The sequence below is a fragment of the Kocuria tytonicola genome, assembly GCF_003687175.1.
Lineage (GTDB): Bacteria > Actinomycetota > Actinomycetes > Actinomycetales > Micrococcaceae > Kocuria > Kocuria tytonicola.
This window is the reverse complement of sequence record NZ_RDEX01000001.1, coordinates 682,164-707,743: the sequence shown is the minus strand read 5'-3', so window position 1 is coordinate 707,743 and position 25,580 is coordinate 682,164. Positions and strand designations below refer to the sequence as shown.

At 71.1% G+C, this 25,580-nt stretch carries 22 protein-coding genes, 1 tRNA gene and 1 riboswitch; of the genes, 9 read left to right on the top strand and 14 right to left on the bottom strand.

Annotated features, from left to right (window positions below):
- Positions 1 to 32: 32 nt before the first annotated feature.
- Positions 33 to 139: riboswitch (TPP riboswitch) on the bottom strand.
- Positions 140 to 235: 96 nt separating this feature from the next.
- The 7 genes from EAE32_RS03190 to EAE32_RS03160 form a co-directional block, all read right to left on the bottom strand.
- Positions 236 to 508, bottom strand: a complete 273-nt coding sequence (locus EAE32_RS03190; RefSeq protein WP_121845331.1) for a DUF4235 domain-containing protein — start codon at positions 506 to 508, stop codon at positions 236 to 238.
- Positions 509 to 638: 130 nt separating this feature from the next.
- Positions 639 to 1,001, bottom strand: a complete 363-nt coding sequence (gene mnhG, locus EAE32_RS03185) for a monovalent cation/H(+) antiporter subunit G (protein WP_121845332.1) — start codon at positions 999 to 1,001, stop codon at positions 639 to 641.
- The gene (locus EAE32_RS03180) at positions 998 to 1,267 is read right to left on the bottom strand and encodes an MrpF/PhaF family protein (protein WP_121864155.1); all 270 of its coding nucleotides are present in this window, start codon (positions 1,265 to 1,267) and stop codon (positions 998 to 1,000) included. Before EAE32_RS03180 ends, mnhG begins: the two co-directional genes overlap by 4 nt.
- Complete coding sequence (locus tag EAE32_RS03175) at positions 1,264 to 1,911, bottom strand: Na+/H+ antiporter subunit E (protein ID WP_121864154.1); 648 nt, start codon at positions 1,909 to 1,911, stop codon at positions 1,264 to 1,266. The genes EAE32_RS03180 and EAE32_RS03175 overlap by 4 nt, the downstream gene beginning before the upstream one ends.
- Entirely contained in the window at positions 1,908 to 3,545 is a 1,638-nt protein-coding gene (locus EAE32_RS03170; RefSeq protein WP_121845335.1) for a Na+/H+ antiporter subunit D, read from the bottom strand. Before EAE32_RS03170 ends, EAE32_RS03175 begins: the two co-directional genes overlap by 4 nt.
- Positions 3,535 to 4,065 (bottom strand): Na(+)/H(+) antiporter subunit C, encoded by a 531-nt coding sequence (locus tag EAE32_RS03165; protein WP_121845336.1) that lies wholly within the window; start codon positions 4,063 to 4,065, stop codon positions 3,535 to 3,537. Before EAE32_RS03165 ends, EAE32_RS03170 begins: the two co-directional genes overlap by 11 nt.
- A complete protein-coding gene (locus tag EAE32_RS03160) occupies positions 4,062 to 7,163 on the bottom strand; it encodes a Na+/H+ antiporter subunit A (RefSeq protein WP_121864153.1) in 3,102 nt (1,033 codons plus the stop codon). The genes EAE32_RS03165 and EAE32_RS03160 overlap by 4 nt, the downstream gene beginning before the upstream one ends.
- 205 nt (positions 7,164 to 7,368) lie before the next feature.
- Here EAE32_RS03160 and EAE32_RS03155 point away from each other — a divergent pair, with 205 nt between their 5' ends.
- Positions 7,369 to 8,814 carry an MFS transporter gene (locus EAE32_RS03155; protein WP_121864152.1) on the top strand — a complete coding sequence of 482 codons (1,446 nt, stop codon included), beginning with the start codon at positions 7,369 to 7,371 and terminating at the stop codon, positions 8,812 to 8,814.
- Positions 8,815 to 8,824: 10 nt separating this feature from the next.
- Here EAE32_RS03155 and dcd read toward each other — a convergent pair whose 3' ends face one another.
- Positions 8,825 to 9,403 (bottom strand): dCTP deaminase, encoded by a 579-nt coding sequence (dcd, locus tag EAE32_RS03150; RefSeq protein WP_121864151.1) that lies wholly within the window; start codon positions 9,401 to 9,403, stop codon positions 8,825 to 8,827.
- A gap of 112 nt (positions 9,404 to 9,515) precedes the next feature.
- Here dcd and EAE32_RS03145 point away from each other — a divergent pair.
- The 7 genes from EAE32_RS03145 to EAE32_RS03115 all read left to right on the top strand — a co-directional run bounded on the left by EAE32_RS03145 (position 9,516) and on the right by EAE32_RS03115 (position 15,905).
- Positions 9,516 to 9,589: transfer RNA gene (locus EAE32_RS03145), tRNA-Gly, on the top strand.
- Between the two features lie 141 nt (positions 9,590 to 9,730).
- Complete coding sequence (gene panD, locus EAE32_RS03140; RefSeq protein ID WP_121845339.1) at positions 9,731 to 10,183, top strand: aspartate 1-decarboxylase; 453 nt, start codon at positions 9,731 to 9,733, stop codon at positions 10,181 to 10,183.
- A 124-nt stretch (positions 10,184 to 10,307) separates the two neighbouring features.
- Positions 10,308 to 11,228, top strand: a complete 921-nt coding sequence (locus EAE32_RS03135; protein WP_121864150.1) for an AEC family transporter — start codon at positions 10,308 to 10,310, stop codon at positions 11,226 to 11,228.
- A 129-nt stretch (positions 11,229 to 11,357) separates the two neighbouring features.
- A complete protein-coding gene (locus EAE32_RS03130; protein WP_243635551.1) occupies positions 11,358 to 12,674 on the top strand; it encodes an extracellular solute-binding protein in 1,317 nt (438 codons plus the stop codon).
- Positions 12,671 to 13,639, top strand: a complete 969-nt coding sequence (locus EAE32_RS03125) for a carbohydrate ABC transporter permease (RefSeq protein ID WP_121845342.1) — start codon at positions 12,671 to 12,673, stop codon at positions 13,637 to 13,639. Before EAE32_RS03130 ends, EAE32_RS03125 begins: the two co-directional genes overlap by 4 nt.
- Before the next feature lie 6 nt (positions 13,640 to 13,645).
- On the top strand, positions 13,646 to 14,482 hold the full coding sequence (locus EAE32_RS03120) for a carbohydrate ABC transporter permease (RefSeq protein WP_121864148.1): 837 nt from the start codon (positions 13,646 to 13,648) through the stop codon (positions 14,480 to 14,482).
- Positions 14,483 to 14,531: 49 nt separating this feature from the next.
- Entirely contained in the window at positions 14,532 to 15,905 is a 1,374-nt protein-coding gene (locus tag EAE32_RS03115) for an ABC transporter ATP-binding protein (protein ID WP_121864147.1), read from the top strand.
- A gap of 234 nt (positions 15,906 to 16,139) precedes the next feature.
- On the opposite strand, the gene EAE32_RS03110 is transcribed toward EAE32_RS03115, so the two are convergent.
- On the bottom strand, positions 16,140 to 16,790 hold the full coding sequence (locus EAE32_RS03110) for a hypothetical protein (RefSeq protein WP_121864146.1): 651 nt from the start codon (positions 16,788 to 16,790) through the stop codon (positions 16,140 to 16,142).
- 245 nt (positions 16,791 to 17,035) lie between these two features.
- On the opposite strand from EAE32_RS03110, the gene EAE32_RS03105 reads away from it, so the two are divergent.
- Positions 17,036 to 18,016 carry a hypothetical protein gene (locus tag EAE32_RS03105; protein ID WP_121864145.1) on the top strand — a complete coding sequence of 327 codons (981 nt, stop codon included), beginning with the start codon at positions 17,036 to 17,038 and terminating at the stop codon, positions 18,014 to 18,016.
- A gap of 45 nt (positions 18,017 to 18,061) precedes the next feature.
- On the opposite strand, the gene EAE32_RS03100 is transcribed toward EAE32_RS03105, so the two are convergent.
- From EAE32_RS03100 to EAE32_RS03080, 5 genes are all read right to left on the bottom strand, one after another.
- Entirely contained in the window at positions 18,062 to 20,008 is a 1,947-nt protein-coding gene (locus tag EAE32_RS03100; RefSeq protein WP_121864144.1) for an NHL domain-containing thioredoxin family protein, read from the bottom strand.
- 254 nt (positions 20,009 to 20,262) lie between these two features.
- Positions 20,263 to 22,437, bottom strand: a complete 2,175-nt coding sequence (locus EAE32_RS03095) for a bifunctional copper resistance protein CopD/cytochrome c oxidase assembly protein (protein WP_121864143.1) — start codon at positions 22,435 to 22,437, stop codon at positions 20,263 to 20,265.
- A gap of 88 nt (positions 22,438 to 22,525) precedes the next feature.
- Positions 22,526 to 23,818, bottom strand: a complete 1,293-nt coding sequence (locus EAE32_RS03090; RefSeq protein WP_121845349.1) for a Dyp-type peroxidase — start codon at positions 23,816 to 23,818, stop codon at positions 22,526 to 22,528.
- Entirely contained in the window at positions 23,808 to 24,563 is a 756-nt protein-coding gene (locus tag EAE32_RS03085) for a copper chaperone PCu(A)C (RefSeq protein ID WP_121864142.1), read from the bottom strand. The genes EAE32_RS03090 and EAE32_RS03085 overlap by 11 nt, the downstream gene beginning before the upstream one ends.
- A gap of 312 nt (positions 24,564 to 24,875) precedes the next feature.
- Positions 24,876 to 25,550 (bottom strand): copper resistance CopC family protein, encoded by a 675-nt coding sequence (locus EAE32_RS03080; RefSeq protein ID WP_121864141.1) that lies wholly within the window; start codon positions 25,548 to 25,550, stop codon positions 24,876 to 24,878.
- Positions 25,551 to 25,580: the final 30 nt, after the last annotated feature.

Sequence of the window (25,580 nt, the reverse complement as noted above, 5' to 3'; positions counted from 1 at the left end):
GGGGAGGGACTGCGGACGCCCGTGCGTCCGTGCCCCTGAGATGCTCGACTCCCTAGCGCCGGTATGAACCGGATCAGGTTCGAGGGTCTGCGCTCGCGCGCACTCTCAGCGCCGCTGCGGCGCTCCCCTGTCGTTGAGCCCCCAGTCTAGACGACGCACGGCCGGGTACGCGGGGTACCCGGCCGTGCGGCGTCGTGCGGTGCGGGCCGTAGCCCGGGGGCCGCGGTCACGCGGATCAGATCTCGGTCTGCGAGGTCTTCGCGGAGTCGTTGTCCTCGGACTGCATCTTGGCCACCTGGCGGGAGATGCCCACCTTGATGACGGTGCCCACCAGGCCCGTGAGCAGGGACCAGAGGATGATGTCCCGCCAGGCCTCGTCCTCGTCCGGGTTCTTGGCGGGGGGCTCGTTGCCCGTGACCTTCTTCCAGACCACGGTCAGCGCCTTGTTGGACAGGGCCACACCGCCCAGGGAAGCGGCCGTGCCGAGCAGGTCCATCGCCTTGTTCATGGGTTTCTCCTTGGTTCTCGTGAGTGCCGCCGGCGCAGGGTGGGCGACGGCGTCGTGTTCCTACCCCAGCATACGAACCTCGGCGCGTGGCCGGGGACACCGCTGCGGGGGAGGCGGCAGGATGCCACCCTCAGCCGGACTCGTCCCCGGCGCGCGCCACGACGTCCCGCAGCTCGTCCGCCACGAGGTTCTCCTCGTGCAGGTGCTTGGAACGGTACGCGGCGCGGCCCACCATGTGCGCGGACACCGGAACGGTCAGCAGCTGGAAGATCCACGCGAGGACCAGCAGCGGGACCATCCGGGGCTCTCCGCTCTCCAGTGCCACCGCAGTGAGCAGCAGGAGCAGCCCGAAGACCTGGGGCTTGGTCCCCGCGTGCATGCGCGAGAGCAGGTCGGGGAAGCGCACCAGACCCACCGCGGCCGCCAGGGACATGAAGGATCCCACCACCAGGCACACGAGCGCCACGACGTCCACCACGGTCTGCCAGTTCACGAGCGGTCCAGTCCCACGTTGCGCGCGACCGTCACGGAGCCCAGGAAGCCCACGAGGGAGACGATCACCAGCAGCACGATGTTGTCGGTGTGGTGGTGGTAGACCATCTCCACGGCGAGCGCCGCGCCCACGATGGCGAGCAGCACGTCCGTGGCGATGACCCGGTCCAGCAGCGAGGGCCCCTTGGCCAGGCGGTAGAGGGTGCCCACGGCGGCGAGCGCCAGGATGACACCGCACACCCACACGGCCACGTCGAACACGGTCATGAGCGCTCCTCTCCTGGGCCGTTCCCGGCCTCCTGCATGTTCTCGGTGGGGGACTCCACCGCGCCCGAGGCCTCCGTGCGCCCCGGGTCCCCCTTCACGGGCAGCAGCGCGAGGTCCTCCCGGGAGCCCATGATCCGGATCCAGGCCGCCTCGGTGTCCAGGACGGAGCGGCGGAAGGCCTCCGCGTGCGCCGGTGTGGCGATGTTCAGGACGTGGAAGTAGAGGATGCCGTTCCCCCGGTCCACCTCCACCACGAGGGACCCGGGGATCAGCGCCATGGTGTGCCCCACGGCGGTCATCAGGAGGTCGTTGTTCTGGCGCAGCCGGGTCCCCAGCACGGCGTTGCGCACCCGGGGTCCCTTCCGCAGGGCCACCAGGAACACCACCAGGCTGGCCTTGGCCACCTGCCAGACGAACGTGACCACGAACAGCGCGAAGTGCACCACGTTGAACCTGCCCGAGAGCCGGACGGGTGGCAGCACCAGCAGGCGCGTGACCAGCAGGGCCAGGATCAGCCCGAAGACCAGGTTGCCGGGGCTCCAGTCCCCCCACAGTGCGCCCCAGACCACCACGAGCCACAGGATGAGGGGCAGCTCGGCGCGCAGGGAGTTGCGGGACTGCCGGCGGACGGCGGACGTGCTCACGGGGCCTCCTCGCTCACGCCGCCCTCGCCCACGGGGGCGAGCACGGCCTCGGTGTAGCGGTCGGGGTGCACGAGGTTGTCGGCGGCGCTGCCCGCGAGGTCGAAGAGCGGCCCCGCGAGGACGGTGAGGGCCACGCCCACCGCCACGAGCGCCGTCGTGGCACCCACCATGGTCTTGGGGAGCAGGACCACGGGGGCCGCGCCCGAGAACCTGCTGCCGGGCTTGCCCGCGACCACCCGCGAGGTGCGCGGCCGGTGGCCCTGCGCGGTGGTGGCGCGCAGCACGGGGTCCGGGTACTCGGCGTCGTCCACGCGGCGCAGGAACACGCGGTTCCACACGCGCACCAGTGCCATGAGCGTGAGCAGCGAGACCAGGACGGACACCCCCACCAGGAGGTAGTCCAGCCACGTGCCGCTGCTGATGCCCGCCTCGAGCAGACCCACCTTGCCCAGGAACCCGGAGAACGGGGGGATCCCCCCGAGGTTCAGCGCCGGGATCAGGTAGAGCACTCCCAGCAGGGGCGAGATCTTCAGCAGCCCCGCGAGCCGGTCCACGTTGGTGGAGCCGCCGCGCCGCTCGATCAGCCCCGCCACGAGGAACAGGCTGGTCTGGATCACGATGTGGTGCGCGATGTAGTAGACCACCGCGGCCAGCGCCTGCGGGGTGCCCACCGCGATGCCGAAGATCATGTAGCCGATGTGGCTGATGAGCGTGAACGAGAGCATGCGCTTGATGTCGATCTGGGCGAGAGCACCCAGGATGCCCACCAGCATGGTCAGCAGGGCCACCCACATGAGCAGGTCGTTGATCTGGCGTCCCGGGAACAGCAGGGTCTCGGTGCGGATGATCGAGTAGACGCCCACCTTGGTCAGCAGTCCCGCGAACACCGCGGTCACGGGAGCGGACGCCGTGGGGTAGGAGTCCGGCAGCCAGAAGGACAGCGGGAAGACCGCCGCCTTGACCCCGAAGGCGATGAGCAGCATCAGGTGCAGCTGCATCTGCGTGCCCTGCGGCAGGTCCGCGAGCTTCACGGAGAGGTCCGCCATGTTCACGGTTCCCGTGGCGCCGTAGATCATCCCGAGCGAGATCAGGAACAGGATCGAGGAGATCACCGAGACCACCACGTACGTGACGCCCGCCCGGATGCGCTGCGCCGTGCCGCCCATGGTGAGCAGCACGTAGGACGCGGTCAGCAGGATCTCGAATCCCACGTAGAGGTTGAAGAGGTCCCCCGCGAGGAACGCGTTGGACACCCCGGCCACGAGCAGCAGGAACGTGGGGTAGAAGATCGAGATGGGGCCCTCGTCGTCCCCGCCGGCCACACCCTCGCTCACCGCGTAGACGAGCACCGTGAGGGAGACGACCACCGAGACCACGAGCATCAGGGCGGAGAGCTGGTCCACCACCATCACGATTCCGTACGGCGCGGCCCAGCCCCCCAGGTGCACGGCCTGCGGCCCCTGGTTCCACACGTCCGCGAGCATGAGCGCGTTGAGCACGAGCGTGAGCACCATGGTGCCCACGGTGACGGTGCGCTGGAGCCTGTTGCGGTGGACCACCACGAAGTTCACGGCCGCGCCCACGAACGGGATCAGCACGGCGAGCGGTGCGAGCTGCGCCAGATCAGTGCTCATGGGTGCTCCTCCCGTCGTCCCGCTGCCGCTTCTCGACCCTGTGGTGACCCGGCGACTCCGTGGCCTCCTCGGCGTTGTGCCGGGACGGGGTGAACCGCGCGTCACCGTGGCTGAACTCGGAGGTGTCCTGCGGCATGGCGTCGTCGTCCTCGGCGTCGTAGGAGGACTGCTGGGCCACGCGACGGTCCTCGAGGTCGTCCTGGATCTCGTCCCGGCGGGCGAGGACCCACGAGCGCCAGATCATGCTCAGCAGGAACGCGGTGGTGGCCAGCGAGATCACGATCGACGTGAGCACGAGCGCCTGCGGCAGGGGGTCCGAGTACTCTGAGCCGCCCAGTGATTTGTCGTAGAGCGGCGCGGCGCCGGGCACTCCGCTCGTGTGCAGGATCAGCAGGTTCGCACCGTTGGTGAGCAGCATGAGCCCCAGCAGGACGCGGGTGAGGGAGCGCTCCAGCAGGAGGTAGACCCCCACGGAGAACAGCACGCCCATCACCACGAGCATGGTCAGGTTCACGGTCACTGCCGCACCTCCGAGACTTCGTCGCCGGAGACCATGGAGCCCTCCGGGACATCGGGATCGTCGGAACGCCGGGCGGTCATCGTGGCCCCGCTGCGGGTCAGGCGGATCCTGGAGCCACGGCCCGAGCGCTGCCTCTCCCGGTCCACGGCGGAGCGCTCGATCCGCTCGTCGATGCGGCCGCCCAGGGAGCGCAGGATGTCCAGCACCAGGCCCACCACGATCAGGTACACGCCCACGTCGAAGATCAGGGCCGTGACGAACTTGACGTGTCCGAACAGCGGCAGGTCCCACTCGAACGTGTGGCTCTCCATCACCGCCCCGCCGAAGAGCACGGGCGCCACGGCGTAGAGGGAGGCGATGCCCAGACCGGCCCCGAGCATCCAGCCCGCGTTGACGGGAGTGGCCCGCTCGAGCTCGTAGCGGCCGCCGGCCAGGTAGCGCAGGGTCAGGGCGAGCGAGGCCATGAGGCCGCCGGCGAATCCACCCCCGGGGTCGTTGTGCCCGGCGAGCAGCAGGTACAGGGAGACGATCATGAACGTGTGGAACAGCAGCCGGGCGACCACCTCGAACACGATGGAGCGCCGTTCCGGTGCCAGGGTGCGTCCGGCCAGCAGGAACGGATCCGCGTCCGGGCGGGACGTGAAGCGCCGGGCCACCTCGATCTCCTGGGTCCTGGCCTGCGGCGAGTGGGCCGCGGAGTCCGCGCCCCGCAGGGCCTTGAGTTGACGCGAGTCCAGCAGGTGGCGCTCGCTGCGCAACCGGTCCCCTCGGCCCTTCACGAAGATCAGGGAGGCGATGCCGGTGGCCGCCACGGTGAGCACGGAGATCTCCCCCATGGTGTCCCACGCGCGGATGTCCACGAGGATCACGTTGACCACGTTCTCCCCGTGACCCAGCTCGTATGCCATCCGGGGCATGTTCAGGGAGATCCGCTCGGCCGTGCGGGAGGACAGGGAGAACACCGCGAGGGCCATCATGAACAGCCCGAAGACCACGGCGAACACGGCCCGGAACACACGGTGGCCGGCTTTGCGCCGGTTCCACAGGGGGCCGGGCAGGGAGCGCAGGGCCAGCACGAAGGCCACCAGGGAGATGGTCTCCACGAGCATCTGGGTCAGGGCCAGGTCCGGCGCGCCGTGCAGCGCGAACATCAGCGCCAGGCCGTAGCCGGTCACGGACACCAGCAGCACGGCCAGGAACCGCTTGCCGGCCGTGAGCGCCAGCAGGGCGGCGGCGACCATCACGATCCCGGTGACCACCTGCGCCGGCGAGTCCCCGTACCGGAACCCGGCCAGCGGCGGGGTCTCGTACCAGAACAGCGCCACGAGCGGCACCACGATCGCGGTCACGAGGATCACGGACAGGTAGAACATGAGCGAACCGCGCTGGGTGCGGCCGGTGAGCCACACGGCCACGATGTCCAGCACGTTGATGATCCGGCGGTACACGTAGTCCCCGGTGGGCAGGGACGGCAGCCGCTTCTGGAGCTCGGAGACCGGGCGCCGGGCCGCGTGCAGCAGCGCGCCCGCCGCGATGATCAGGGCGGAGAGCCCGAGCGCCGGGGTGAGTCCGTGCCACAGCTCGAGGTGGACGTGGGCGTCCTCCGCGTGCGGGAACAGCTCCTGGTAGGGAGCGATGCCCGCCTCCAGCGGTGCAGGGTGCAGCCCCAGCACCACGGTGGCGGCCGCCAGGACCATGGGGGCCAGGAGGAACGCCCAGGGCGCGGGCGTGAACTCGCTGATCACGGACTGGCCGTCCGGAGCGGCGTCGAGCTCGGAGAAGCGGGCGGACTTGCGGGCGAAACCGCCCCACAGGAAGCGGGCGCTGTAGGCGAACGTGAGCACGGAACCCACCACGGCGCACACGAGTGCCGCGAGACCCGCGGGCTCGGAGACCTCCTCGAGGAAGGCCGTGATCACGGCCTCCTTGGCCACGAAACCCAGCAGCGGGGGAAGGCCCGCCATGGACGCGGCACCGATCACGGCCACCGTGAACAGCTTGGGGGCCTGGCAGCCCACCCCGGACAGCCTGCGGATGTCACGGGTGCCGGCCTGGTGGTCGATCACGCCCACGCTCAGGAACAGCGTGGCCTTGAACAGCCCGTGGGCCATGACCATGCCCATCCCCGCCATGGCGGTGTCCGGGGTGCCGAAGGCGACCACGGACGTGATGAAGCCCAGCTGGCTCACCGTGCCGTAGGCGAGGATGAGCTTGAGGTCGTACTGCCGCAGCGCCACCCAGCCGCCGAAGACCATGGTCCCCAGGCCCAGCGTGAGGGTCACGGGCAGCCAGTACGTGGTGCCGGAGAAGCCCGGGGCCAGCCGCGCCACCAGGTAGATGCCGGCCTTGACCATGGCCGCGGCGTGCAAGTAGGCGGACACGGGGGTGGGCGCGGCCATGGCTGCGGGGAGCCAGAAGTGGGTGGGGAACAGCGCGGACTTGGTCACCACGCCCGCGAGCACGAGCACCACGGCCACGTCCACGGTGGTGGAGCCCAGCATCTCGGGGGCCGCCTCCAGCACGCCCGAGATCCGGTAGGTCCCCGCCTCGTGCCCGAGCATCAGCAGCCCCACGAGCATCGCGAGCCCGCCCGCGGTGGTGATCACGAGCGCCTGCAGCGCGGCACGGCGCGCGGCGAGCTTGGTGCGGGAGTAGGAGATCAGCAGGAAGGAGAGCACCGAGGTGATCTCCCAGAAGATGAACAGCACCATGAGGTCGTCCGCGGTGACCAGCCCGAACATCGCACCGGCGAAGGCCACGAGCTGCGCCGCGAAGGGGCCGATGCCCTCGGCGTCCGCCTTGAAGTAGCGCGCGCAGTACGCGAGCACCAGGGTCCCCACACCCAGCACCAGCAGGCACATCATGCAGGCCAGCGCGTCCATGCGGAAGGACAGGGTGATGTCCAGCTGGGGGATCCACTCGAAGGTGGTGGACCAGGCGCCCTCGGGGCCGTAGACGCGGGACGTGCCGAGGCAGAGCCACACGAGGCCCGCCAGCGGCGCCAGGGCCACCACGTAGAACCCCGAGCGACCGGTGCGCCGGATGATCGAGGGTGCGAGCAGCGCGGCGATCCCGTGGAGGAGCAGCACCGGGACCATGGAATCCTGCCTTTCGGGCCGCTGGGAACGCACCCGCGCCCCGGGCAGGGCACAGTGGCGGTCACGGAGAAGTGGGGAGGGCAAGCGGAGACCCCATCGTAACAAAACGGATTGTTGACGCGTCCCCTCCCGTTCCGTCGGGGCCCGGGCCGCACGGCGGGCGCGCACACCCGCTGTGACCCGCGCCGCACCGTAGGGTGAACCCATGACCGGTGAGCACAGCCGAACGGCCCCGCAGCACCCCCCGCGCCCCGGCGCCCACCCGGAGACCGCCCCCGACGCCCCCGCCCAGGGTGGTTCGCGCGCCCGGGTGCTGATGTGGTGCCTCTGGGACACCGGCACCTCCGCCTACAACTCCGTGATGCTCACGTTCGTGTTCACGGTCTACCTCACGAGCTCGGCGTTCGGCACCCCCGAGTACACCTCCACGGTGCTCAGCGCGGCGATGGCCGTGGCGGGTTTCGTGATCGCCCTGACCGCTCCGATCGTGGGACAGCGCGGGGACACCCCCCGGTCCCGCGCGCGCTTCCTCACGGTCAACTCGTGGGTGCTCGTGCTGTGCACGGGCCTGGCGTTCCTCACGCGCCCGGAGCCCGCGTACCTCTACCTGGGCGTGGGCCTCGTGGCCGTGGGCAGCGTGGCCCAGGAGTTCGCCACGGTGGGCTACAACTCCATGCTCCCCGCCCTCGCCGGCCCCGCACGCATGGGCAAGGTCTCCGGCTGGGGCTGGGGCGCGGGCTACGTGGGCGGGATCTTCGCGCTGGCCTTCGTGCTCTTCGGCTTCGTCACGCCCGGCTTCCTCGGCATCCCCACGGACGACGCCCTGAACTACCGCGCCGTGGCCCTGTTCAGCGCCGTCTGGATCCTGGTCTTCTGCCTCCCCCTCATGGTCACCGCCCGTTCCATGCCGTTCCGCTCGTACGACGGCGCCGTCCACGGGCCCTCCCCCGCGGCCACCCCCACGCTGGGGGGACTCGCGGGCCCGCCGCTGCCCGCCCCCGAGGCGCCCGCGCACCGCGGGGGGATCCTCGGGGCCTACCGCGAGCTGTTCGCCACGATCGCCTCGCTGTGGCGGGTCTCCCGGGCCACCGTGTTCTTCCTGCTCTCCTCCGCCGTCTACCGGGACGGGCTCGCCGGCGTCTTCACGTTCGGCGGGGTGCTCGCGGCCGGCACCTTCGGCTTCTCCCTCACGGAGGTCATCGTCTTCGCGGTCGCGGCGAACCTCATCGCGGCCCTCGGCGCGTTCGTGGGCGGCGCGCTCGACGACGCCCTGGGCCCCCGGGCGGTCATCACCGGTTCCCTCGTGGGCATCATGGTGGCCGGCGTGGTGCTGCTGTTCTGGACCGGCAAGCCCGCGTTCTGGGTGTGCGGGCTGGCACTGTGCCTGTTCGTGGGACCGGCCCAGGCGGCGTCGCGCACGTACCTGGGGCGACTCATCCCGCCCGGCCGGGACGGTGAGATCTACGGGCTGTACGCCACCACGGGACGCGCCGTGAGCTTCATGGCGCCGGGACTGTTCGGGCTGTTCGTCTCGCTGCTGGGAGCCCAGATCTGGGGGATCCTGGGCATCCTCGTGGTGGTGGGCGTGGGGCTCGCGCTGCTGCTGCTCACGCCCAGGCCGCCGGAGGGGCTGACCACCACCCGCGTGTGACGCGGCGTGGCTACTCGATGACCGTGCGGTGGAAGTTCACGTGGCTGCGCGAGGCCGTGGGGCCGCGCTGACCCTGGTACCGGTTGCCGTACGCGCCGCTGCCGTAGGGGTGCTCCGCGGCGGAGGAGAGCTGGAAGAAGCACAGCTGCCCCACCTTGGAGCCCGGCCACAGCTTGATCGGCAGGGTGGCCATGTTGGACAGCTCCAGGGTCACGTGGCCGGAGAAGCCGGGGTCGATGAACCCCGCCGTGGAGTGCGTGAGCAGGCCCAGCCGCCCCAGGGAGGACTTCCCCTCGAGGCGCGCCGCCACGTCCTCCGGCAGGGTGACCTTCTCGTAGGTGGCCCCCAGCACGAACTCCCCGGGGTGCAGCACGAACGGCTCGTCCGGGGCCACCTCCACGAGCCGCGTCAGCCCGGGCTGCTCCTGCTCGGGGTCGATGTGCGCGTACTTGTGGTTGTCGAAGAGCCGGAACCAGCGGTCCAGGCGCACGTCCACGCTCGCGGGCTGGATCATGGCCGGGTCGTACGGCTCCAGGCGCACGCGTCCGGAGTCCAGCTGGCGGCGGATGTCGCGGTCGGAGATGAGCACGTGTCCACGGTAGTCCACGGCCGGGGCGGATCGGCGGGGCGGCGCATCGTGTTGTACAGTGGTGGGCGTTCCATCGGGTGCCGGTTTCGAGCCGACGCCGTGACGGAGCAGTGCGGCTGTAGCTCAATGGTAGAGCGCACGCTTCCCAAGCCTGATACGCGGGTTCGATTCCCGTCAGCCGCTCCACGCACCACGCCCCGGGCACCCGCAGAGGTCCCGGGGCGTTTGCGTGCCGGACCCCGTGCCGTTGGGCGCCCCGCCCCGCTGCACTCCTCGGCGGCCAGCACCCGCCATGGAACCGGACCACACCTCGCACCAGGAGCACCCATGCTGCGCACCATGTTCACCGGCAAGATCCACCGCGCCACCGTGACCCAGGCGGACCTGCACTACGTGGGGTCCGTGACCGTGGACCAGGACCTGCTGGACGCCGCGAACATCCTCCCGGGAGAGCTCGTCTCCATCGTGGACATCACCAACGGCGCCCGGCTGGAGACCTACACGATCGCCGGAGAGCGCGGCAGCGGCGTGCTGGGCATCAACGGCGCCGCCGCGCACCTGGTGCACCCCGGGGACCTCGTGATCCTGATCGCCTACGCCCTCATGGACACCGCTGAGGCCCGTTCCCACGAACCCCACGTGGTGCACGTGGACGAGCGCAACCGGATCGTGGCCCTGGGCTCGGACCCGGCGGACGCGGTGGTCGGGGACATGGTGCGCCCGCCGCACGCCCGGGACCACGACGCCGCCCGGGAGGACTCCGCCGTCGACGGCGTCTGACGCGCCGCTCACCCTGCGGGCCGGGACCCGCGGTCCGGTGTTCCCGTGCCCAGGGCCCGGCCCCCTCCCCGGGGCCGCTCGTGGCAGACCACCGACCAGCACCGCCGACCCGAGGAGCGCGTCCATGGCAGGTGTGCTGTCCGGCTTCTTCATCGTGTGGGCCGTGATCGGGCTGGGATACCTGGTGGGACGCACGGGGGTGCTCGGCGCGGACGCCCAGCAGGTGCTGTCCCGGCTGGCGTTCTACGTGGGCTCCCCGCCGCTGCTGTTCACCACGCTGGCCCAGGCGGACGTCCGCCACGTCTTCTCCGCTCCGCTCCTGGTGGCCGCGGGGTCCGCATGGCTCACGATGCTCGCGTACGGGCTGCTCTCCCGGTTCGTGCTCGCACGGGACGCCTCCACCGTGGTCATGGGCGCGCAGGCCGCCGGGCAGGTCAACGCGGCGAACCTCGGGATCCCCATCGCGCTGTTCGTGCTGGGGGACGCCTCCCGGGTGGCACCCGTGATGCTGTTCCAGCTGGCGCTGAACACACCTCTGTACCTGACCGTGATGGACACGCTCACGGGCGGGCACCGGCCCACCGTGGGCTCCGTGCTGCGCGGCATCGGGAGCAATCCGCTGATCGTGGGCTCGGCCCTCGGCATCATGTCCTCCACCACGGGCCTGACCCCGCCGGACCTCGTGATGGAACCCGTGCGGATCGTGGCCGGCGCCGCCGTGCCCGCCATGCTGATCGCCTTCGGCATCTCCCTCGTGGGCACCCGCCCCCTCTCCGTGCGCGGCGCCCGCGCGGACACGCTCCTGGCCACGGGCGCCAAGGTGGTGCTCCACCCCCTGCTGGCCCTCGTGCTCGCACGGGTGCTCGGGCTCGAGGGGTCGGCTCTGTACGCGGCCGTGGTCATGGGATCGCTGCCCACGGCGCAGAACCTCTACGTGGCGGCCGTGCGCTACGACCGCGCCACCACGGTGTGCCGCGACACCGTCCTGCTCACCACCGTGACCTCCGTGCTGAGCATGACGGTGGTCGCTGTCTTCCTGTCCTGAGCGCCGAGTCACACGGCAGACGTGACGCACACCACCCGTAGACTGTGCAGATGCTGAATCGACCGGGATTCGCAGCGGATGCCCGGACGGATCCGGTCAGCACATGCGCTCTCCAGGGGAGGAACCACTGTGAAGTCCACTCACCACTCACGCAGGGCCGGGACACCGCGCGCCGTCCGCAGCGTCGCGGCCGTCGCGGCCGCGTCCGCGCTGCTGCTCACGGGGTGCAGCGGCGGGGAGTCCGGCCCGCCCACCCTCACGTGGTACATCAACCCGGACGACGGCGGTCAGGCCGTCATCGCGCAGGACTGCTCGGAGGCCTCGGGCGGCAAGTACACCATCCAGACCTCCCTGCTGCCGCGTGACGCCTCCTCGCAGCGCGAGCAGCTCGCCCGCCGCCTCGCCGCCGGGGACTCCTCCATGGACATCATGAGCCTGGACCCGCCGTTCGTGCCCGAGCTCGCGGAGCCGGGCTTCCTGGCCAAGCCGCCCCAGGACGTCGTGTCGGCCACCACGCAGGACACTCTCGAGGGCCCCCTCAAGGGAGCCACGTGGAACGGCGAGCTCGTGGCCGTGCCCTTCTGGGCCAACACGCAGCTGCTGTGGTACCGCGAGTCCGTGGCGAAGGCCGCGGGCCTGGACATGTCCCAGCCCGTCACGTGGGACCAGATCATCAAGGCCGCCCAGTCCCAGGACAAGCACCTGGGCGTGCAGGGCATCCGCGGGGAGTCCATGTCCGTGTGGGTCAACGGCCTCGTGGAGTCCGGTGGCGGGCACATCGTCACCGACGGCGAGAAGGGCCAGGACGCGCAGGTCAACCTGGACTCCGAGCAGGGCCGCAAGGCTGCGGAGATCATCGGCACCATCGGCAAGGACGGCCTGGGCGGACCGGGCCTGGCCACCCAGGACGAGAACGCCTCCATGATCCAGTTCCAGGGGGACAAGGGCTCGTTCATGGTCAACTGGCCCTTCATCTACTCCGCCTCCCAGAGTGCTGTGAAGGAAGGCTCCCTGGACCAGTCCGTGGTGGACGACATCAAGTGGACCACGTGGCCCCGCGTGAACGCCGACACCCCGTCCGCTCCCCCGCTCGGCGGCATCAACCTGGGCGTGGGTGCCTCCTCGCAGCACCAGGACCTCGCGTGGGACGCCGTGCAGTGCATCGTCTCCTCCGAGCACCAGGCGCAGTACTTCGCCACCAACGGCAACCCGCCGTCCTCCGCGAAGGCGTTCGACGACCCCGAGGTCAAGAAGGCCTACCCCATGTCCGACACCATCCGGAAGTCCCTCGACGCCGCCAGGCCGCGCCCGCAGACCCCGTACTACAACGAGATCTCCACGGCCATCCAGCAGAACTGGACCCCGCCCGGCGACGTCAGCGAGGACACCCCTCGTGAGACCACCGAATTCATCAAGGAAGTCCTGAAGGGAGATGCGCTGCTGTGAGTAGCACCGTCGACTCGCGCGCTCGCGCGGCCGCACCGGAGAAGGGCCGGTCCAAGACCCACCTCTCGGACCGGGCCCGCTCGGAGCGGAAACTGGGGTGGCTGCTCGCCGGCCCCGCGTTCGTGATCATGCTCCTGGTCACGCTGTACCCGATCGTCCAGGCCCTGTGGGACTCCCTGTTCTCCTTCCGGCTCACCGCGCCCGGGGACAAGGAGTTCGTGTTCCTGGGCAACTACGCCACCGTGTTCTCGGACCCCGTGTTCTGGCAGGACCTGGGGGTGACCATGCTCATCACCGTGGTCACCGTGCTCGTGGAGCTCGTGCTCGGCCTGGCCCTGGCGCTCGTGATGCACAGCGCCATCAAGGCCACCCGGGGACTGCTGCGCACCGCCATCCTGGTGCCCTACGGCATCATCACCGTGGTCTCCGCGTTCGCGTGGTTCTACGCGTTCGACATCACCACCGGGTACGTCAACAACTGGCTCTCCTGGTTGCCCGTGATCGGTCCGGACTTCAACTGGTTCGCCTCCGCGGGCCCGTCCCTGACCGTGATCATGGCCTCCGAGATCTGGAAGACCACCCCGTTCATCTCCCTGCTGCTGCTCTCCGGCCTGGCCCAGGTGCCCGGCGAGCTCACGGAGGCCGCCCGTGTGGACGGCGCGTCCTCGTGGCAGCGGCTCACCCGGGTGGTCCTGCCGAACATGAAAGCCGCCATCATGGTGGCCGTGGTGTTCCGTGCGCTGGACGCCTTCCGCATCTTCGACAACATCTTCATCATGACCCAGGGGCAGTACGGCACCGAGACGCTCTCCCTGCTCGCGTACCGCACGTCCATCGGTCGCCTCGAGATCGGCCTGGGCTCGGCCATCTCGGTGATCCTGTTCATCTGCGTGATGATCATCGCGCTCGTGGCCATCAAGGTCTTCAAGGTCGACCTCACCGGTGGCTCTGGGAAGGGGAAGTAACCCGCCATGCTGAGCACGAAACAGAAAATCGGCTGGACCGTCATCTCCGTCCTGGTGCTGGTGTACGCACTGTTCCCGGTGCTGTCCATCCTCATGACCTCGTTCAAGGCCCCCTCGGACCTGAACTCCGGGAAGTTCCTCCCCAGCAAGTTCGTGGGGGAGAACTACGAGCAGATCTTCGTGGGGGACGCCAAGGACCTCTTCCTCCCCGCGCTGCGCAACTCCATCGGCATCTCGCTGATCGCCACGTTCATCGCCGTGGTGCTGGCCACCCTGTGCGCGTACGCCATCGCACGGCTGGACTTCCCCGGCAAGAAGCTCGTGCTGACCACGGCGCTGATGGTCTCCATGTTCCCCGTCATCTCGATCGTCACGCCGCTGTTCAACCTGTGGCGTCAGATCGGGCTGTACGACACCTGGCTCGGCCTGATCATCCCCTACCTGTCCCTGACGCTGCCGATCTCCATCTGGACGCTCACCGCGTTCTTCCAGCAGATCCCGTGGGACCTGGAGCGCGCGGCCCAGGTGGACGGCGCCACCACGTGGCAGGCGTTCCGCAAGGTGATCGTGCCCCTGGCCATGCCGGGTGTGTTCACCACGGCGATCATCGCGTTCTTCATCGCGTGGAACGACTTCGTCTACGGCATCGGCCTGACCTCCACCTCGGCGGCCCGCCCGGTGCCCGCGGCCCTCGCGTTCTTCACCGGCGCCTCGCAGTTCGAGGACCCGGCCGGCGCCATCTCCGCGGCGGCGATCATCGTCACGATTCCCGTGGTGCTCCTCGTGCTGGCTTTCCAGCGCCAGATCGTCTCCGGTTTGACCCAGGGCGCGGTCAAGGGCTGAGCCCGGGCCTCCCCCTTCCACGCTTAGACACAGTTAGGACTGAGAAGACATGGCAGCAATCACCATGGAGCACCTCGTCAAGAAGTACGACGACGGCTTCCCGGCGGTCAACGACATCTCCATCGACATCGCGGACGGCGAGTTCCTGATCCTCGTGGGACCCTCGGGCTGCGGCAAGTCCACGCTCCTGCGCATGGTCGTGGGCCTGGAGGACATCACCAGCGGTGACCTCAAGATCAACGGCGAGCGTGTCAACGACCGCCAGCCGCGCGACCGCAACCTCTCGATGGTGTTCCAGAACTACGCCCTGTACCCGCACCTGTCGGTGTACGAGAACATCGCGTTCCCGCTGCGCCTGGCCAAGGGCCAGTTCAGCAACGACGAGATCGACCGGAAGGTGCGCGAGGCCGCCGAGACGCTGGACCTCAACGAGCACCTCGAGCGCAAGCCGGCGAACCTCTCGGGTGGTCAGCGCCAGCGCGTGGCCATGGGCCGCGCGATCGTGCGGGACGCGGACGCGTTCCTCTTCGACGAGCCGCTGTCCAACCTGGACGCCAAGCTGCGCGGTCAGATGCGCACGGAGATCGCCCAGCTGCAGCGTCGCATGGGCATCACGTCCCTGTACGTGACGCACGACCAGACCGAGGCCATGACCCTCGGTGACCGCGTGGCCGTGCTCAAGCGCGGTCAGCTGCAGCAGATCGCCTCCCCGCGCGAGCTGTACGAACAGCCCGTCAACCTGTTCGTGGCGGGGTTCATCGGCGCTCCGTCCATGAACTTCATCCCGGCGCGGATCAGCGGCGGGGTGTTCCAGACCCCCATCGGTGACATCGAGGTCCCCGAGCGGGTGCAGGCGAAGCTCTCCGGCGCGCCCGAGCTCGTGCTGCTGGGGCTGCGCCCCGAGCACTTCGAGGACGCCAAGTTCGTGGACGAGGCGAAGGTGGGCCACGGGACCATGTTCGACGCCGAGTTCACCCACACAGAGTGGCTGGGCAACCAGCAGTACGGCTACATCCAGTACGAGCAGGACCAGACCGTGCAGCACAAGCTGAACGAGCTGGCCCAGGAACTGGACGCGGACGAGATGCCCGCCCAGGTCATCGTTTCCCTGGACGCCTCCTCCCGGATCCGCGGCGGGTCCACCGCCAAGATCTGGCTGGACAGCCGCCGGATGCACGTGTTCAACCCGGAGACCGGCGAGAACCTCACGCGCGACGCCGAGGCCGGCGCAGAGCTGACCCGCGAGGCGAACGAGGAGCGCAAGTCCGAGATCGAGCGCGCCCGTCAGCGGGACGCCTCCCGCGGCGGGCAGAACACCCACACGGGAGCCGGGACCGCCACGACGGGCGCTGCGGCGCACCGCGGCGGGGATGCCGTCACGGGCCGGGAGAGCACCGGGCAGGGCGGCTCCACCGCTCTCTGACCCCCACACGCACCCGAGCTCCCACCGCGGCGAGCACGCGATGACGGCCGGCCCCCTCCGAGGGGACCGGCCGTCGTCGTGCCCGGTAGCGGGCGCGGTGACTGCCCGGTGACGGCACCGGCGCAGCCTCCCGGGATGTCGCGGCAGCGGATGGCGAGGACGACCCGCGGACGGCGCCGGCGCGGCTCCCGAGGACCTCGCGGCGGGGTGGCGCGGTGGTGGCGGCAGGAGCGCTCAGGCCGCGGGCGCGCCGAAGGCCCACCATGCGAGCAGGGCGATCACGGCGAGCAGCGCGAGCGAGGACGTGGCGTAGCGCAGCCGCGGGTACCGCACCCGCCAGGAGACGAGCCGGGGCCAGTGCTCGCTGACCTCGGCGGGGGTGGCGCGGGTGAAGTTGACGTGCTCGACGCCGCTGCGCAGCGCGAGGTCCTGCAGCGTCCTCCCGTCCCACACGGTGCCGTGCAGGGCGAGCGCGCAGCGCCCGGACGCGGTGACGAACCACAGCTGCGGACGCCCGCGCGTCCTGCCCGCTGCGCCGTGGACCGGCAGCAGGTGCTCCACCGTGACCACCTGGGCGATCTGCTCCCGTGCCACGGCGCGGAACCCCACCCACCGGGAGAGCAGCACGTGCCGTGCAGTGAGCACCACGAGGGCCGGGCGGAGGTACGCGTAGGCCGCCAGCAGCCCCAGGAGGGCGAGGAGCGCGAGAGCCGCGGTGACGGGACCTGCGGCGCGGCGGTGGTACAGCAGGGCCACCACGGCGGCCGCGACGCCCAGCGGGGGCAGCGCGGCGGCGATCCTGCGGCCGTAGGAGCCCAGGCGGGGGTGGAACACGTGCTCGGGTGCCCCGTACCGGGAGGGGATCTGTCGGACGGTCTCTGCCATGTGCTGCCTCGCGCGTGCTGGTGCGGTTCCTCGGGGGCCGTGGGCCCGGTGGGTGGTGGTCTTGGGCGAGCGCGGTGAGCTCAGGCGGGCCAGGTCGCTGGGCCCCGGTGGTGCCCGGTGGGTCGCTGGGCCACGGTGGGTGGCACCGGAGCACCGGGGCAGGTGCCCCGCGCCGCCGGGTTCAGCCTAGTGCTCGGGGGACACGCGTCCGGCCCGCGCCCGGGCATCCACTACCGTGGGGAGCCATGGAACGCAGTGATCGCATCGTCAGGGCCGTGGGGGCGTGGTTCTTCCTGATCGTGCTGGCGGTGGCGGCCACGGCGGTGACCATTGCGCTCGTCAACAAGTACCAGTACGGGCCGGAGACGGATGTCCGCGAGTACTTCCAGGCCCTGCAGGACGGCGACGGCGGCAAGGCCCTCGGTCTGCTGAACGCCGGGGTGCCGGACTCGAACGCGGCGCTGCTGGACGGGGAGGCACTCCGGGAGGCGGGCAGCCACCTGGAGGACGTGCAGGTCTCCACGGTGTCCTCGGGCGGGGACCACGCCGTGGTGCGGGCCTCCTACCTGCTGGACGGCCGGGAGGCGTCCTCGGAGTTCAGCCTTCACCCCGCCGAGACCCAGTGGGGGTTCTTCACGGTGTGGGACTTCGACCCCTCCACCCTGCCCACCATGACCGTCTCCATGCCCGGTTCCACGGCCGTGGACATCAACGGTGCCTCCGTGGCGCTGCGCGGCTCGTCCCGCGACTTCGCCGTGTTCTACCCCGGCGTCTACACCGGTTCCTACAGCTCCCCCATGATCAGCGCGGAGCCCCGCGAGGTGGCCGTGAGCGACGAGGACCAGCGCACCACCATGGAGCTCACGGCGGTGCCCTCGGAGCAGCTCAGGCAGCAGGTGGAGGAGCAGGTCCACTCCCACCTGGACGCGTGTGCCTCCCAGGACAGCCTGTACCCGGCCGGCTGCCCGTTCTCCCACGACTTCCCCGGGCGCATCCAGGGCAGGGTCTCGTGGCGCGTCACCGACTACCCCGCACCCGAACCGCGCCTCGGAGGCCCGCACACGGACCAGTGGTCCCTTCCGGACAGCAGGGGCACCGCGCACATCGAGTTCACCGCCGTGGACCTCTACGACGGGCACACCACCAAGGTCTCGAAGGACGTGCCGTTCACGTTCTCCGCCCGGCTCGCGGTCACCGGGGACAAGGCCACGGTCACCCCGAGGTGAGCAGGGAGGGCCTGCGCCCCCGCCGGCCCCAGCCCCGTCCGGCCCTCAGTCCAGTCCGCGCAGCTCCAGCGTGAGCGTGGCGGGGGCTGCCGGGTCCACGGTGAACGGGATCCCCCAGTCCTGCTGGTACAGGTGGCACGCCGCGTGCTCGGGGATCTCGCCGTCCGGGGAGCCGTCGCACGCCGCCGCGCGCGCGGTCACGTGCAGGACCCCCTCCGTGACGCCCTCGGCCAGGCGCAGCGTGCGGGTCAGGCCCTGAGCGGTGCCGCCACCTTCCGCGAGCGCCTCCTCGGGCGAGGACGAGACCTTCAGCTGCGTGGGATCCCCCCACCGGGTGTCGAGCTTCTGTCCCGCCGGTGCCGCGAACCGCACCGCGAGCTCCAGCTCACCGGGAGCCACGGGCGTGCGCCTGCGTTGCATCTGCGCCGCGCCCTCGTCCACGGTCTGCGCCTGCTTGGGCACCGCCACACGCACCAGGCGGTGCGCGTTGGTCTCCACCACCACGAGCGTGGGCTCCTCCTGACCGGTGTCCAGCAGCACGTCCGAGGGCTCCGCGAGTCCGCGCGTGAGCGTCGTCGTCTCCCGCGTGGCCGGGTCGTAGCGGCGCACCGCGCCGTTGTAGGTGTCCGCCACGGCCACGGAGCCGTCCGGGAGCACCGTCACGCCCAGGCAGTGCTGCAGCCGTGCCTCGCCCGCGGGACCGTCCCGGAACCCGAAGTCGAACAGCCCCAGCCCCACGGCCGACTCCACCACGGGCGTCCCCTCCGCGCTGCCGACGCCGCTGTCCCCGGCCGGGTCCGCGGCCTCGCCGCCTCCGGTGGCCGCCTGCGGGAAGCGCACGCTGCGCAGCGCGGAGGACTCGGAGTCCGCGACCCACACGGTGCCGTGCACGTCCTGCACGAGCCCCGAGGGCTGGGCGAACCAGGACTCGTGGGCGGTGCCGTCGCGCAGGCCCTCGTCCCCGGTGCCGGCCAGGACCGCGATCGCGCCGGTGCGCGGGTCGAAGGAGAACAGCTGGTGGGTGCCGGCCATCGCGACCACCAGGGTGTCCGCGGCGTCGGACCACACGAGGTCCCACGGGGAGGACAGCGCCACGTCCGTGGGATCGGTCTCCGGAACGAGGTTGGGGTCCACGCCCCGGGCGCGGGCGTCGTCGAGCAGCCGCTGCACACCGCTGCCCGCGATCGTGCGGACCGAGCCGCTGCCCAGGTCCACGCCGCGCAGCCGGTGGTTCACGGTGTCCGCGACCACGAGGTCGTAGCCCACCGCCGAGCGCACCGCGCCGGGGAGCACGGCAATGCCCTGGGGCTCGTTGAACCGCGCGAGCTCCGGGCCGCCGTCCGCCCAGCCGCGTGCGCCCGAGCCGATGGTGCGGCGCACCGTGGTGAGGTCGGACTCCAGCTGGACCAGGCGGTGGTGACCGGTGTCGCTCACCATGAACGAGCCGTCCGGCAGCGCCACGACCTTGCCGGGGAAGCGCAGGTCCCCCTCGGGCTGGGGGCGGGGCACGTACGGCCCGTCCCCGCGGTGCAGCGTGCCCTTCTCCTCGTGCTCGGCCACGAGCTCCTCCACCAGTGAGGTCAGACCCGCCACGTGGCCCTCGCCGGAGAGGTGCGCCACGATGTAGCCCTCGGGGTCCACCACCACCAGGGTGGGCCACGCGCGCGCCGTGTAGGCGTCCCAGGTCTGCAGGCGGGGGTCGTCCAGCACGGGGTGGGTGATCTCGTAGCGGTCCACCGCGGCCGCCAGCGCGTCCGGGTCCGCTTCGTGCTCGAACTTGGGCGAGTGCACACCCACCGTGACCACCACGTCCCCGTACTTCTCCTCGAGCGGGCGCAGCTCGTCCAGCACGTGCAGGCAGTTGATGCAGCAGAAGGACCAGAAGTCCAGGATCACGATCTTCCCCCGCAGGCCCTGCAGGTCCAGCTCCTGCCCGCCGGTGTTGAGCCAGCCGCGTCCGGTGAGCTCGGAGGCGCGGACGGGAGTGGTCATGCGTGCAGCGGTCAACGGGGGTCCTTCCACGGGGGTGCAGGGGTTCTCTCCCTGCCAACGCTATCCCCGCGCCAGGACTTCCCGCGCACCGCATGACGCCCGGCACACCGCCCCGGGCACCCCCGGGCCAGCTGCGCCGGGACGACGCCGCCGCGTGCCGGAGCGGGCAGGGGGCCCGAGGACGGGGCTGGGCCCCGGAGACGGACCCGTGCGACGTCGTCCTCCGCTGCGGCAGGACGTGGGAGTGGGGCGGGTCAGCGGCGGGGCTCGTCCCGTTCGGCGAGTTCGGCCATCATCGCGTTGTAGGCGCGCAGCTCGGCGTCGTCCGTGCGGTCCGCCTGCCGGTCCACGCGGCGGTTCTCCTTGCTGCCCTCCATGGCCCACAGCACGGCCATGATGACGGCGAGCAGGAACGTGGGGAACTCCCCGATGCCCCACATGAGCATGCCGCCCAGCTGCTGGTCCTCCAGGGCGCCGGGGCCCCACGGGCGGCCCATGTTGCCGAACCACGAGGCCTGCAGCACGGTGGTGAGGCTCATGATGCTGATGCCGATGAAGGCGTGGGCGGCCATGGTGGCCAGCAGCAGCACCAGCCGCATGGGGTAGGTGGGCCGGCGCGGGATGGGGTCGATCCCGATCAGCACGAGCGCGAACATGTACCCCGTGAACAGGAAGTGCACCATCATGAACTCGTGGCCCACGTGGTAGCGCAGGGTGAAGCGGAAGAGGTCCGTGAAGTAGAACAGCACGATCGAGAATGCGAAGTTCGCCGCCGCGAAGATCGGGTGGGTCACGATCTTCCCCCACGTGGAGTGCACGAGGCGCAGGATCCACTCGCGCGGCCCACGCGTGCCGTCCCGGCGGGGCTCCAGTGCCTTGAGAACCACCGTCACGGGCGCGCCGGACACGAGGAACAGGGGCACGATCATCGTGAGGGTCATGTGCTCCACCATGTGGGCGGAGAACAGCACGCGCGCGTAGACGGACACCCCGCCGCACGTGGCGTAGACCAGGGCCGCCAGACCCACGAACCAGGACGCGGTGCGCAGGGGGGACCAGGTGTCGCCGCGCCGCCAGACCGTCACGGCGGACCACAGGTAGACCACGGCCAGGAACACGGCCACGGCCACCCAGAACCAGTCCCAGCGCCACGTGGTGAACCAGCCGGCCACGGTGGGCTCCGGGGGCAGCTCGTACCACGTGAGGATGCGGGCGGGTGAGGCGTCCGGGGACAGTTCCTCCGGGACGGGCGGAGCGGTGCGGCTCAGGGCGGTCGCAATGCCCATGAGCAGGCCCATGAGCACGACCTCCACCACGATCACGCGCCACAGGGTGGCCGTGCGGGAGCGGGAGCCGTCCGCCACACCGGGAATCAGCCACTGCCGGTGCGCGAAGCCCGCGGCCGCGAGCACCAGCGTGAGCACGAGCTTGGTCACCGCGAGCATGCCGTAGGAGGAGCTCAGCTGCTCCCAGGACCCGATCCGCACGGCGGCGTTGATGATCCCGGACAGCACCACCAGGAGGTAGCAGCCCAGCGCCACCACGGAGTAGCGCCGCAGCACCACGGCGAGCAGGGGCTCCGTGCGGGTGGTGCCACCGCGGTGGCTGACCACCGCGGACTCGCGGGCCAGCAGCGGGCCCACCCACACGAGCACGATGATCCCGCCCACCCACAGGCACACGCCCAGCAGGTGCAGGCCCAGGGAGTTCACCGCCCCCATGTGGTCCGCGCCGCCGGCCGCGTGCCCGTTGAGGGCCAGGGCCACGAGCGCCACGAAGGACAGGGCGAGGGTGCAGAAGAGACCGAGCAGGGAGCGCACACCGAACACCAGGGTGGTCACCACCGCGGCCACCATCACCAGCACCGCCTGGGACTGGCCGGTGGAGATGCCGGTGACGTAGTGCAGCAGCTCCTGGGTGTACCCGGCACCCGCGCCGATCCCCGTGCCGGAGACGTCCGAGTAGGTGAAGACCAGCACGGCCACGGCGGCCACCGTCCACACCACGGACGCCGCCTCCACGAGCTGCATCACCGCCCGGAACACGGGGTGCTCGGGCTCCCCCGTCTGCTCCCGGCTGTTGCGCGGGGGCCGGGTGCGGGAGCGGTCCGCGAAGCGCGGCACCACGCCGATGGCCAGCAGCAGACCACCCATGACCACGCTCATGGCGATGTTGTGGACGGTCTCCACCACGGGCAGACCCCACCGCACGAACGTGCCGGGGTCCGCCACCTGCCGGGGAGCCGCCGCACCGCCGTAGACGAGCGCGACCGTCATGCCGATCATCGCGGCCACGAGCACCACCGTGACGGTCCACGGGCTCACGCTCACCCCCGCACCCTTCGAGGGGGCGGGACCCCGGCCCGTGGATCCGGGGGATCCGCCCCCGCGTGCCGGGCGGGAGCCCCTGGTCCGTGCGGTGGTACTCATCGTGGCGCTCCTCCGGCCCGTCGAGTGATCGGTCTGTGCTTCCGGCGTGTCACGCCACCGGGGACGCTGTGCGCTCCGCAGTACGGGCTCACCCGAACAGTGTGTCCCCGATGAACCCTCCGGGCCCGCAACCGGGCGGGATGGCGAACACGGCCGAGCCGATGGGCACCGTCCAGGTGTTCAGCATGTCCAGCTCGTCCAGGCGCTTCTGGATGGGCACGAACTGCCTGCCGGGGTCCGCCTGGTAGGACGCGAAGATGAGTCCGGTGTTCGAGACGCCGCCGGAGACGTCCCCGGACCGGCTGTGTCCGGACGCGTCGCTCACCGCCAGATCATAGTTGTAGACCCTGCGGAAGATCTTCTCGTCCGGGTTCTCGCTCCGGGAGCGTCGCACGTGGCTGTAAGAGGAGATCACCGGGAACCCCAGCGGGCCCTTGGCCCCGAAGTCCGGCTCGTCGTGCTCCTCGCTGCCGGTGAGCGGCGCACCGGTGGAGAGCTTGCGCCCCACGGCGTCCTCCCGGGCCGGGGTGTCGGCCTCGTCCCACGTGTCCAGGTTCATGTGGATGCGGCGGATCACCACGGACGTGCCGTCCTGGATCCAGGGCTCGAACCCGCCCTGTCCGTAGACGACCCTGTCGTGGTCCGGTTCCCCGGGGTAGGGGTTCACCGTGCCGTCCACCTGCCCGAACAGGTTGCGCATGGTCTGCCCGTCCTCCGTGGCCCCCACGGTGTTCCGGAAGCCGTCCTGCACCCAGCGCACGCTCGCGAACGAGCGCACGTCCTTGAGCAGCACGCGCTGCGCGTGGGCCAGGGTGAGCTTGTCGTCGCAGCACAGCTGCAGCAGCAGGTCCCCCTGGTTCCACTTCTCCTGGAGCCGGTCGATCGAGAACGCGGGCAGGGGGCGCAGCCACCCGGGCACGCGCGAGGCGTCCACGAGCTTCAGCGCCCGCGGGCCGAAGCCCACCGTGACCGTGAGCCGTGACGGGTTCTGGGCGAGCCACGGCTCCTGGTCGTTGAGGGGCGCCTCCCCCTGGGTCAGCGCCGCGGCGTCGTCGGTCAGGATGCGCAGCAGCCGCCGCAGGGAGTCCCGGGAGGCCCCGGTGTTCAGGTCCAGGCCCACGAACGCGCAGAAGGCCTGGGGCAGCGTGGTGACGCCGGCCTGCCGCGCGCCGTGGAACGGCTCGGTCCTGAGCCCGGGGCGGGGTCCGTTCTGCGCGTCGGCCAGGCCGGGGGCCGTGGCACCCAGCGCCGCCGCGGACACCGCTCCGATCCCCGTGGCGCCGGCGCCGGCGACCGCGCCCGTGAGCAGCGATCGCCGGCTCCACCCGGTGCGCGCGGGGGACTCGTTCCCCGCCTGCGGGGGATTCCGGTCAGTGGCCATGGCATTCCGGCAGTGCCGAGGAGGACGGGGACGCGCCGTGCCCCGCATGCCCCGAGTGCTCGTCGTGCGAGCCGCTGCCGTGGGACGAGCCGTGCGAGGCGTGCTCGTCGGAGGGGCCGTGCGAGGCGTGCTCCTCCGAGGAGCCGCTCGCCCCGTCGCCGGGCGCGTAGTTCTCCTTGGCGCCCGAGTAGTCGCGCACGGGAACGGTCACGTCCTGGGTGCCGGCGTCGGTGGTGAGCTGCAGGCTCAGGTCGGCCCCCGGCTGCAGGGAGCACGTCAGCCCCATGAGCATGATGTGGTTCCCACCCGGCTCCAGGGTGAGGCTCTGGCCGGCCGGGATCGTGAACCCGCCCTTCTTCTCCTGCATCTGCGTGGATCCGCTCTGCGCATCCTTGGCGGTCTCGTGCATCTGCACGGACTCCGCGATGCCGTGGGTGTCCGCGCCCGTGAGCGTGACGTCCTTGTCCGAGGTGTTCTTCACGGTGCCGAACACGCCCGTCATCCCGGAGTTCGCCGCTTTGGCCCAGCCCTCGCTCAGCTCCAGCGGACCGGTCGCGGTGGTCCGGGACGCGGAGCTCTCCGCGGAGCCCGACGACGCCTGCTCGCCGTTCTGCGCGGAGCAGCCGGTGAGCGCCGCGAGACCCAGGCCGAGGGCGGCCACGGTGGCCAGGGCCCGGTGGGCCGGGCGCACCGGGCGGGACGCGGCGGGAGCGGTGTTCTGGTGGGTGGTGGTGCTGGTGTTCATGGTGTGAATCCTTCGAGATCTGTGAGGTGTGGTCGGCGCGGGTGCACGCCCTGCCGCACGGCGCGGAACCAGGCCATCCGGGGCGGCGCACCGTACCGAGCGCACCGCAGCGGGCGGGCTGCAACGGGCGAGCCAGGACTCCCGCATGCCTCTACCGGCATGCGGTGGGTGCCGGGCGGCCACCGGGGCGCGCAGACGCACCGCGGGCCCGGGTGGGCCGGCAGCCCTGGCGGGACGTGCGGCGTTGACCGTGAGTGGTGGGAACGGGCGTCGAACCGCGGAGCTCAGGGCTCCGGGCGGGCCCGGCGCGCATCAGCGCTGCTTGGGACGCGTGGCGACCGCGAGGACCACGAGCAGCAGCAGCAAGGCCACCACGCCGCCGATCACGGGCAGCACCCAGCTGGGTACTCCGGTGCCGCTGACCTTCTCCTGCTTCTCCTGCTGGGACGCCGAGGTCCCGGAGCTCTGGTCTCCGCTGGCCACCGGGGCGGGAGACGCCGTGGTCTCGGCCCCCTTGCCCACGGAGTACGTGAACGTGCCCTCGATGGGGTGCCCGTCCTGTGAGACGACGCGCCACGTGACGGTGTAGGTCTCGTCCGTGTCACCACCCTCGCGCAGCGGCTGGGACACCTTGGTGTTCTGCACCGCGAGGGTTCCGCGGGTGACGTCCGTGCCGTGGGAGTCCGTGACCCGCACCTCGCTGCCGATGTCCTGGATGTTGCCGGAGAAGGTGAGCTCGAGCGTGGTCGGTGCCTTCTCGAGCGTCGCCCCGGACTCCGGGTTGGTGCGGACGAGCTCGTCGTGCGCACTGGCGGGACCGGCGGTCCCCAGGACGAGGAACAGGGCCAGGACGGCCGCGAGAAGCGCCGGGACCGTGGTGGCCGCCGCGAGACCGGGGGTGGTCCGGGCGGGGCCCGCCGGGACAGCTGGCATGGCGGTGTGGTGTGTGGCCGTCCGGGGTGCGGACCGGCCGTGGATGTCAGTCATGTGAGTGCTCTCCTGCGCCAGGGGCGCGTT

Excerpts from the sequence above, each read along its gene's own strand:
- EAE32_RS03110 (WP_121864146.1), bottom strand. The coding sequence starts at position 16,790 with ATGGCAGAGACCGTCCGACAGATCCCCTCCCGGTACGGGGCACCCGAG.
- EAE32_RS03155 (WP_121864152.1), top strand. The coding sequence starts at position 7,369 with ATGACCGGTGAGCACAGCCGAACGGCCCCGCAGCACCCCCCGCGCCCC.
- EAE32_RS03105 (WP_121864145.1), top strand. The coding sequence starts at position 17,036 with ATGGAACGCAGTGATCGCATCGTCAGGGCCGTGGGGGCGTGGTTCTTC.
- EAE32_RS03180 (WP_121864155.1), bottom strand. The coding sequence starts at position 1,267 with ATGACCGTGTTCGACGTGGCCGTGTGGGTGTGCGGTGTCATCCTGGCG.
- EAE32_RS03100 (WP_121864144.1), bottom strand. The coding sequence starts at position 20,008 with ATGACCACTCCCGTCCGCGCCTCCGAGCTCACCGGACGCGGCTGGCTC.
- EAE32_RS03085 (WP_121864142.1), bottom strand. The coding sequence starts at position 24,563 with ATGAACACCAGCACCACCACCCACCAGAACACCGCTCCCGCCGCGTCC.
- EAE32_RS03090 (WP_121845349.1), bottom strand. The coding sequence starts at position 23,818 with ATGGCCACTGACCGGAATCCCCCGCAGGCGGGGAACGAGTCCCCCGCG.
- EAE32_RS03135 (WP_121864150.1), top strand. The coding sequence starts at position 10,308 with ATGGCAGGTGTGCTGTCCGGCTTCTTCATCGTGTGGGCCGTGATCGGG.
- EAE32_RS03120 (WP_121864148.1), top strand. The coding sequence starts at position 13,646 with ATGCTGAGCACGAAACAGAAAATCGGCTGGACCGTCATCTCCGTCCTG.
- panD (WP_121845339.1), top strand. The coding sequence starts at position 9,731 with ATGCTGCGCACCATGTTCACCGGCAAGATCCACCGCGCCACCGTGACC.
- EAE32_RS03170 (WP_121845335.1), bottom strand. The coding sequence starts at position 3,545 with ATGAGCACTGATCTGGCGCAGCTCGCACCGCTCGCCGTGCTGATCCCG.
- EAE32_RS03160 (WP_121864153.1), bottom strand. The coding sequence starts at position 7,163 with ATGGTCCCGGTGCTGCTCCTCCACGGGATCGCCGCGCTGCTCGCACCC.
- EAE32_RS03115 (WP_121864147.1), top strand. The coding sequence starts at position 14,532 with ATGGCAGCAATCACCATGGAGCACCTCGTCAAGAAGTACGACGACGGC.
- EAE32_RS03095 (WP_121864143.1), bottom strand. The coding sequence starts at position 22,437 with ATGAGTACCACCGCACGGACCAGGGGCTCCCGCCCGGCACGCGGGGGC.
- EAE32_RS03190 (WP_121845331.1), bottom strand. The coding sequence starts at position 508 with ATGAACAAGGCGATGGACCTGCTCGGCACGGCCGCTTCCCTGGGCGGT.
- EAE32_RS03080 (WP_121864141.1), bottom strand. The coding sequence starts at position 25,550 with ATGACTGACATCCACGGCCGGTCCGCACCCCGGACGGCCACACACCAC.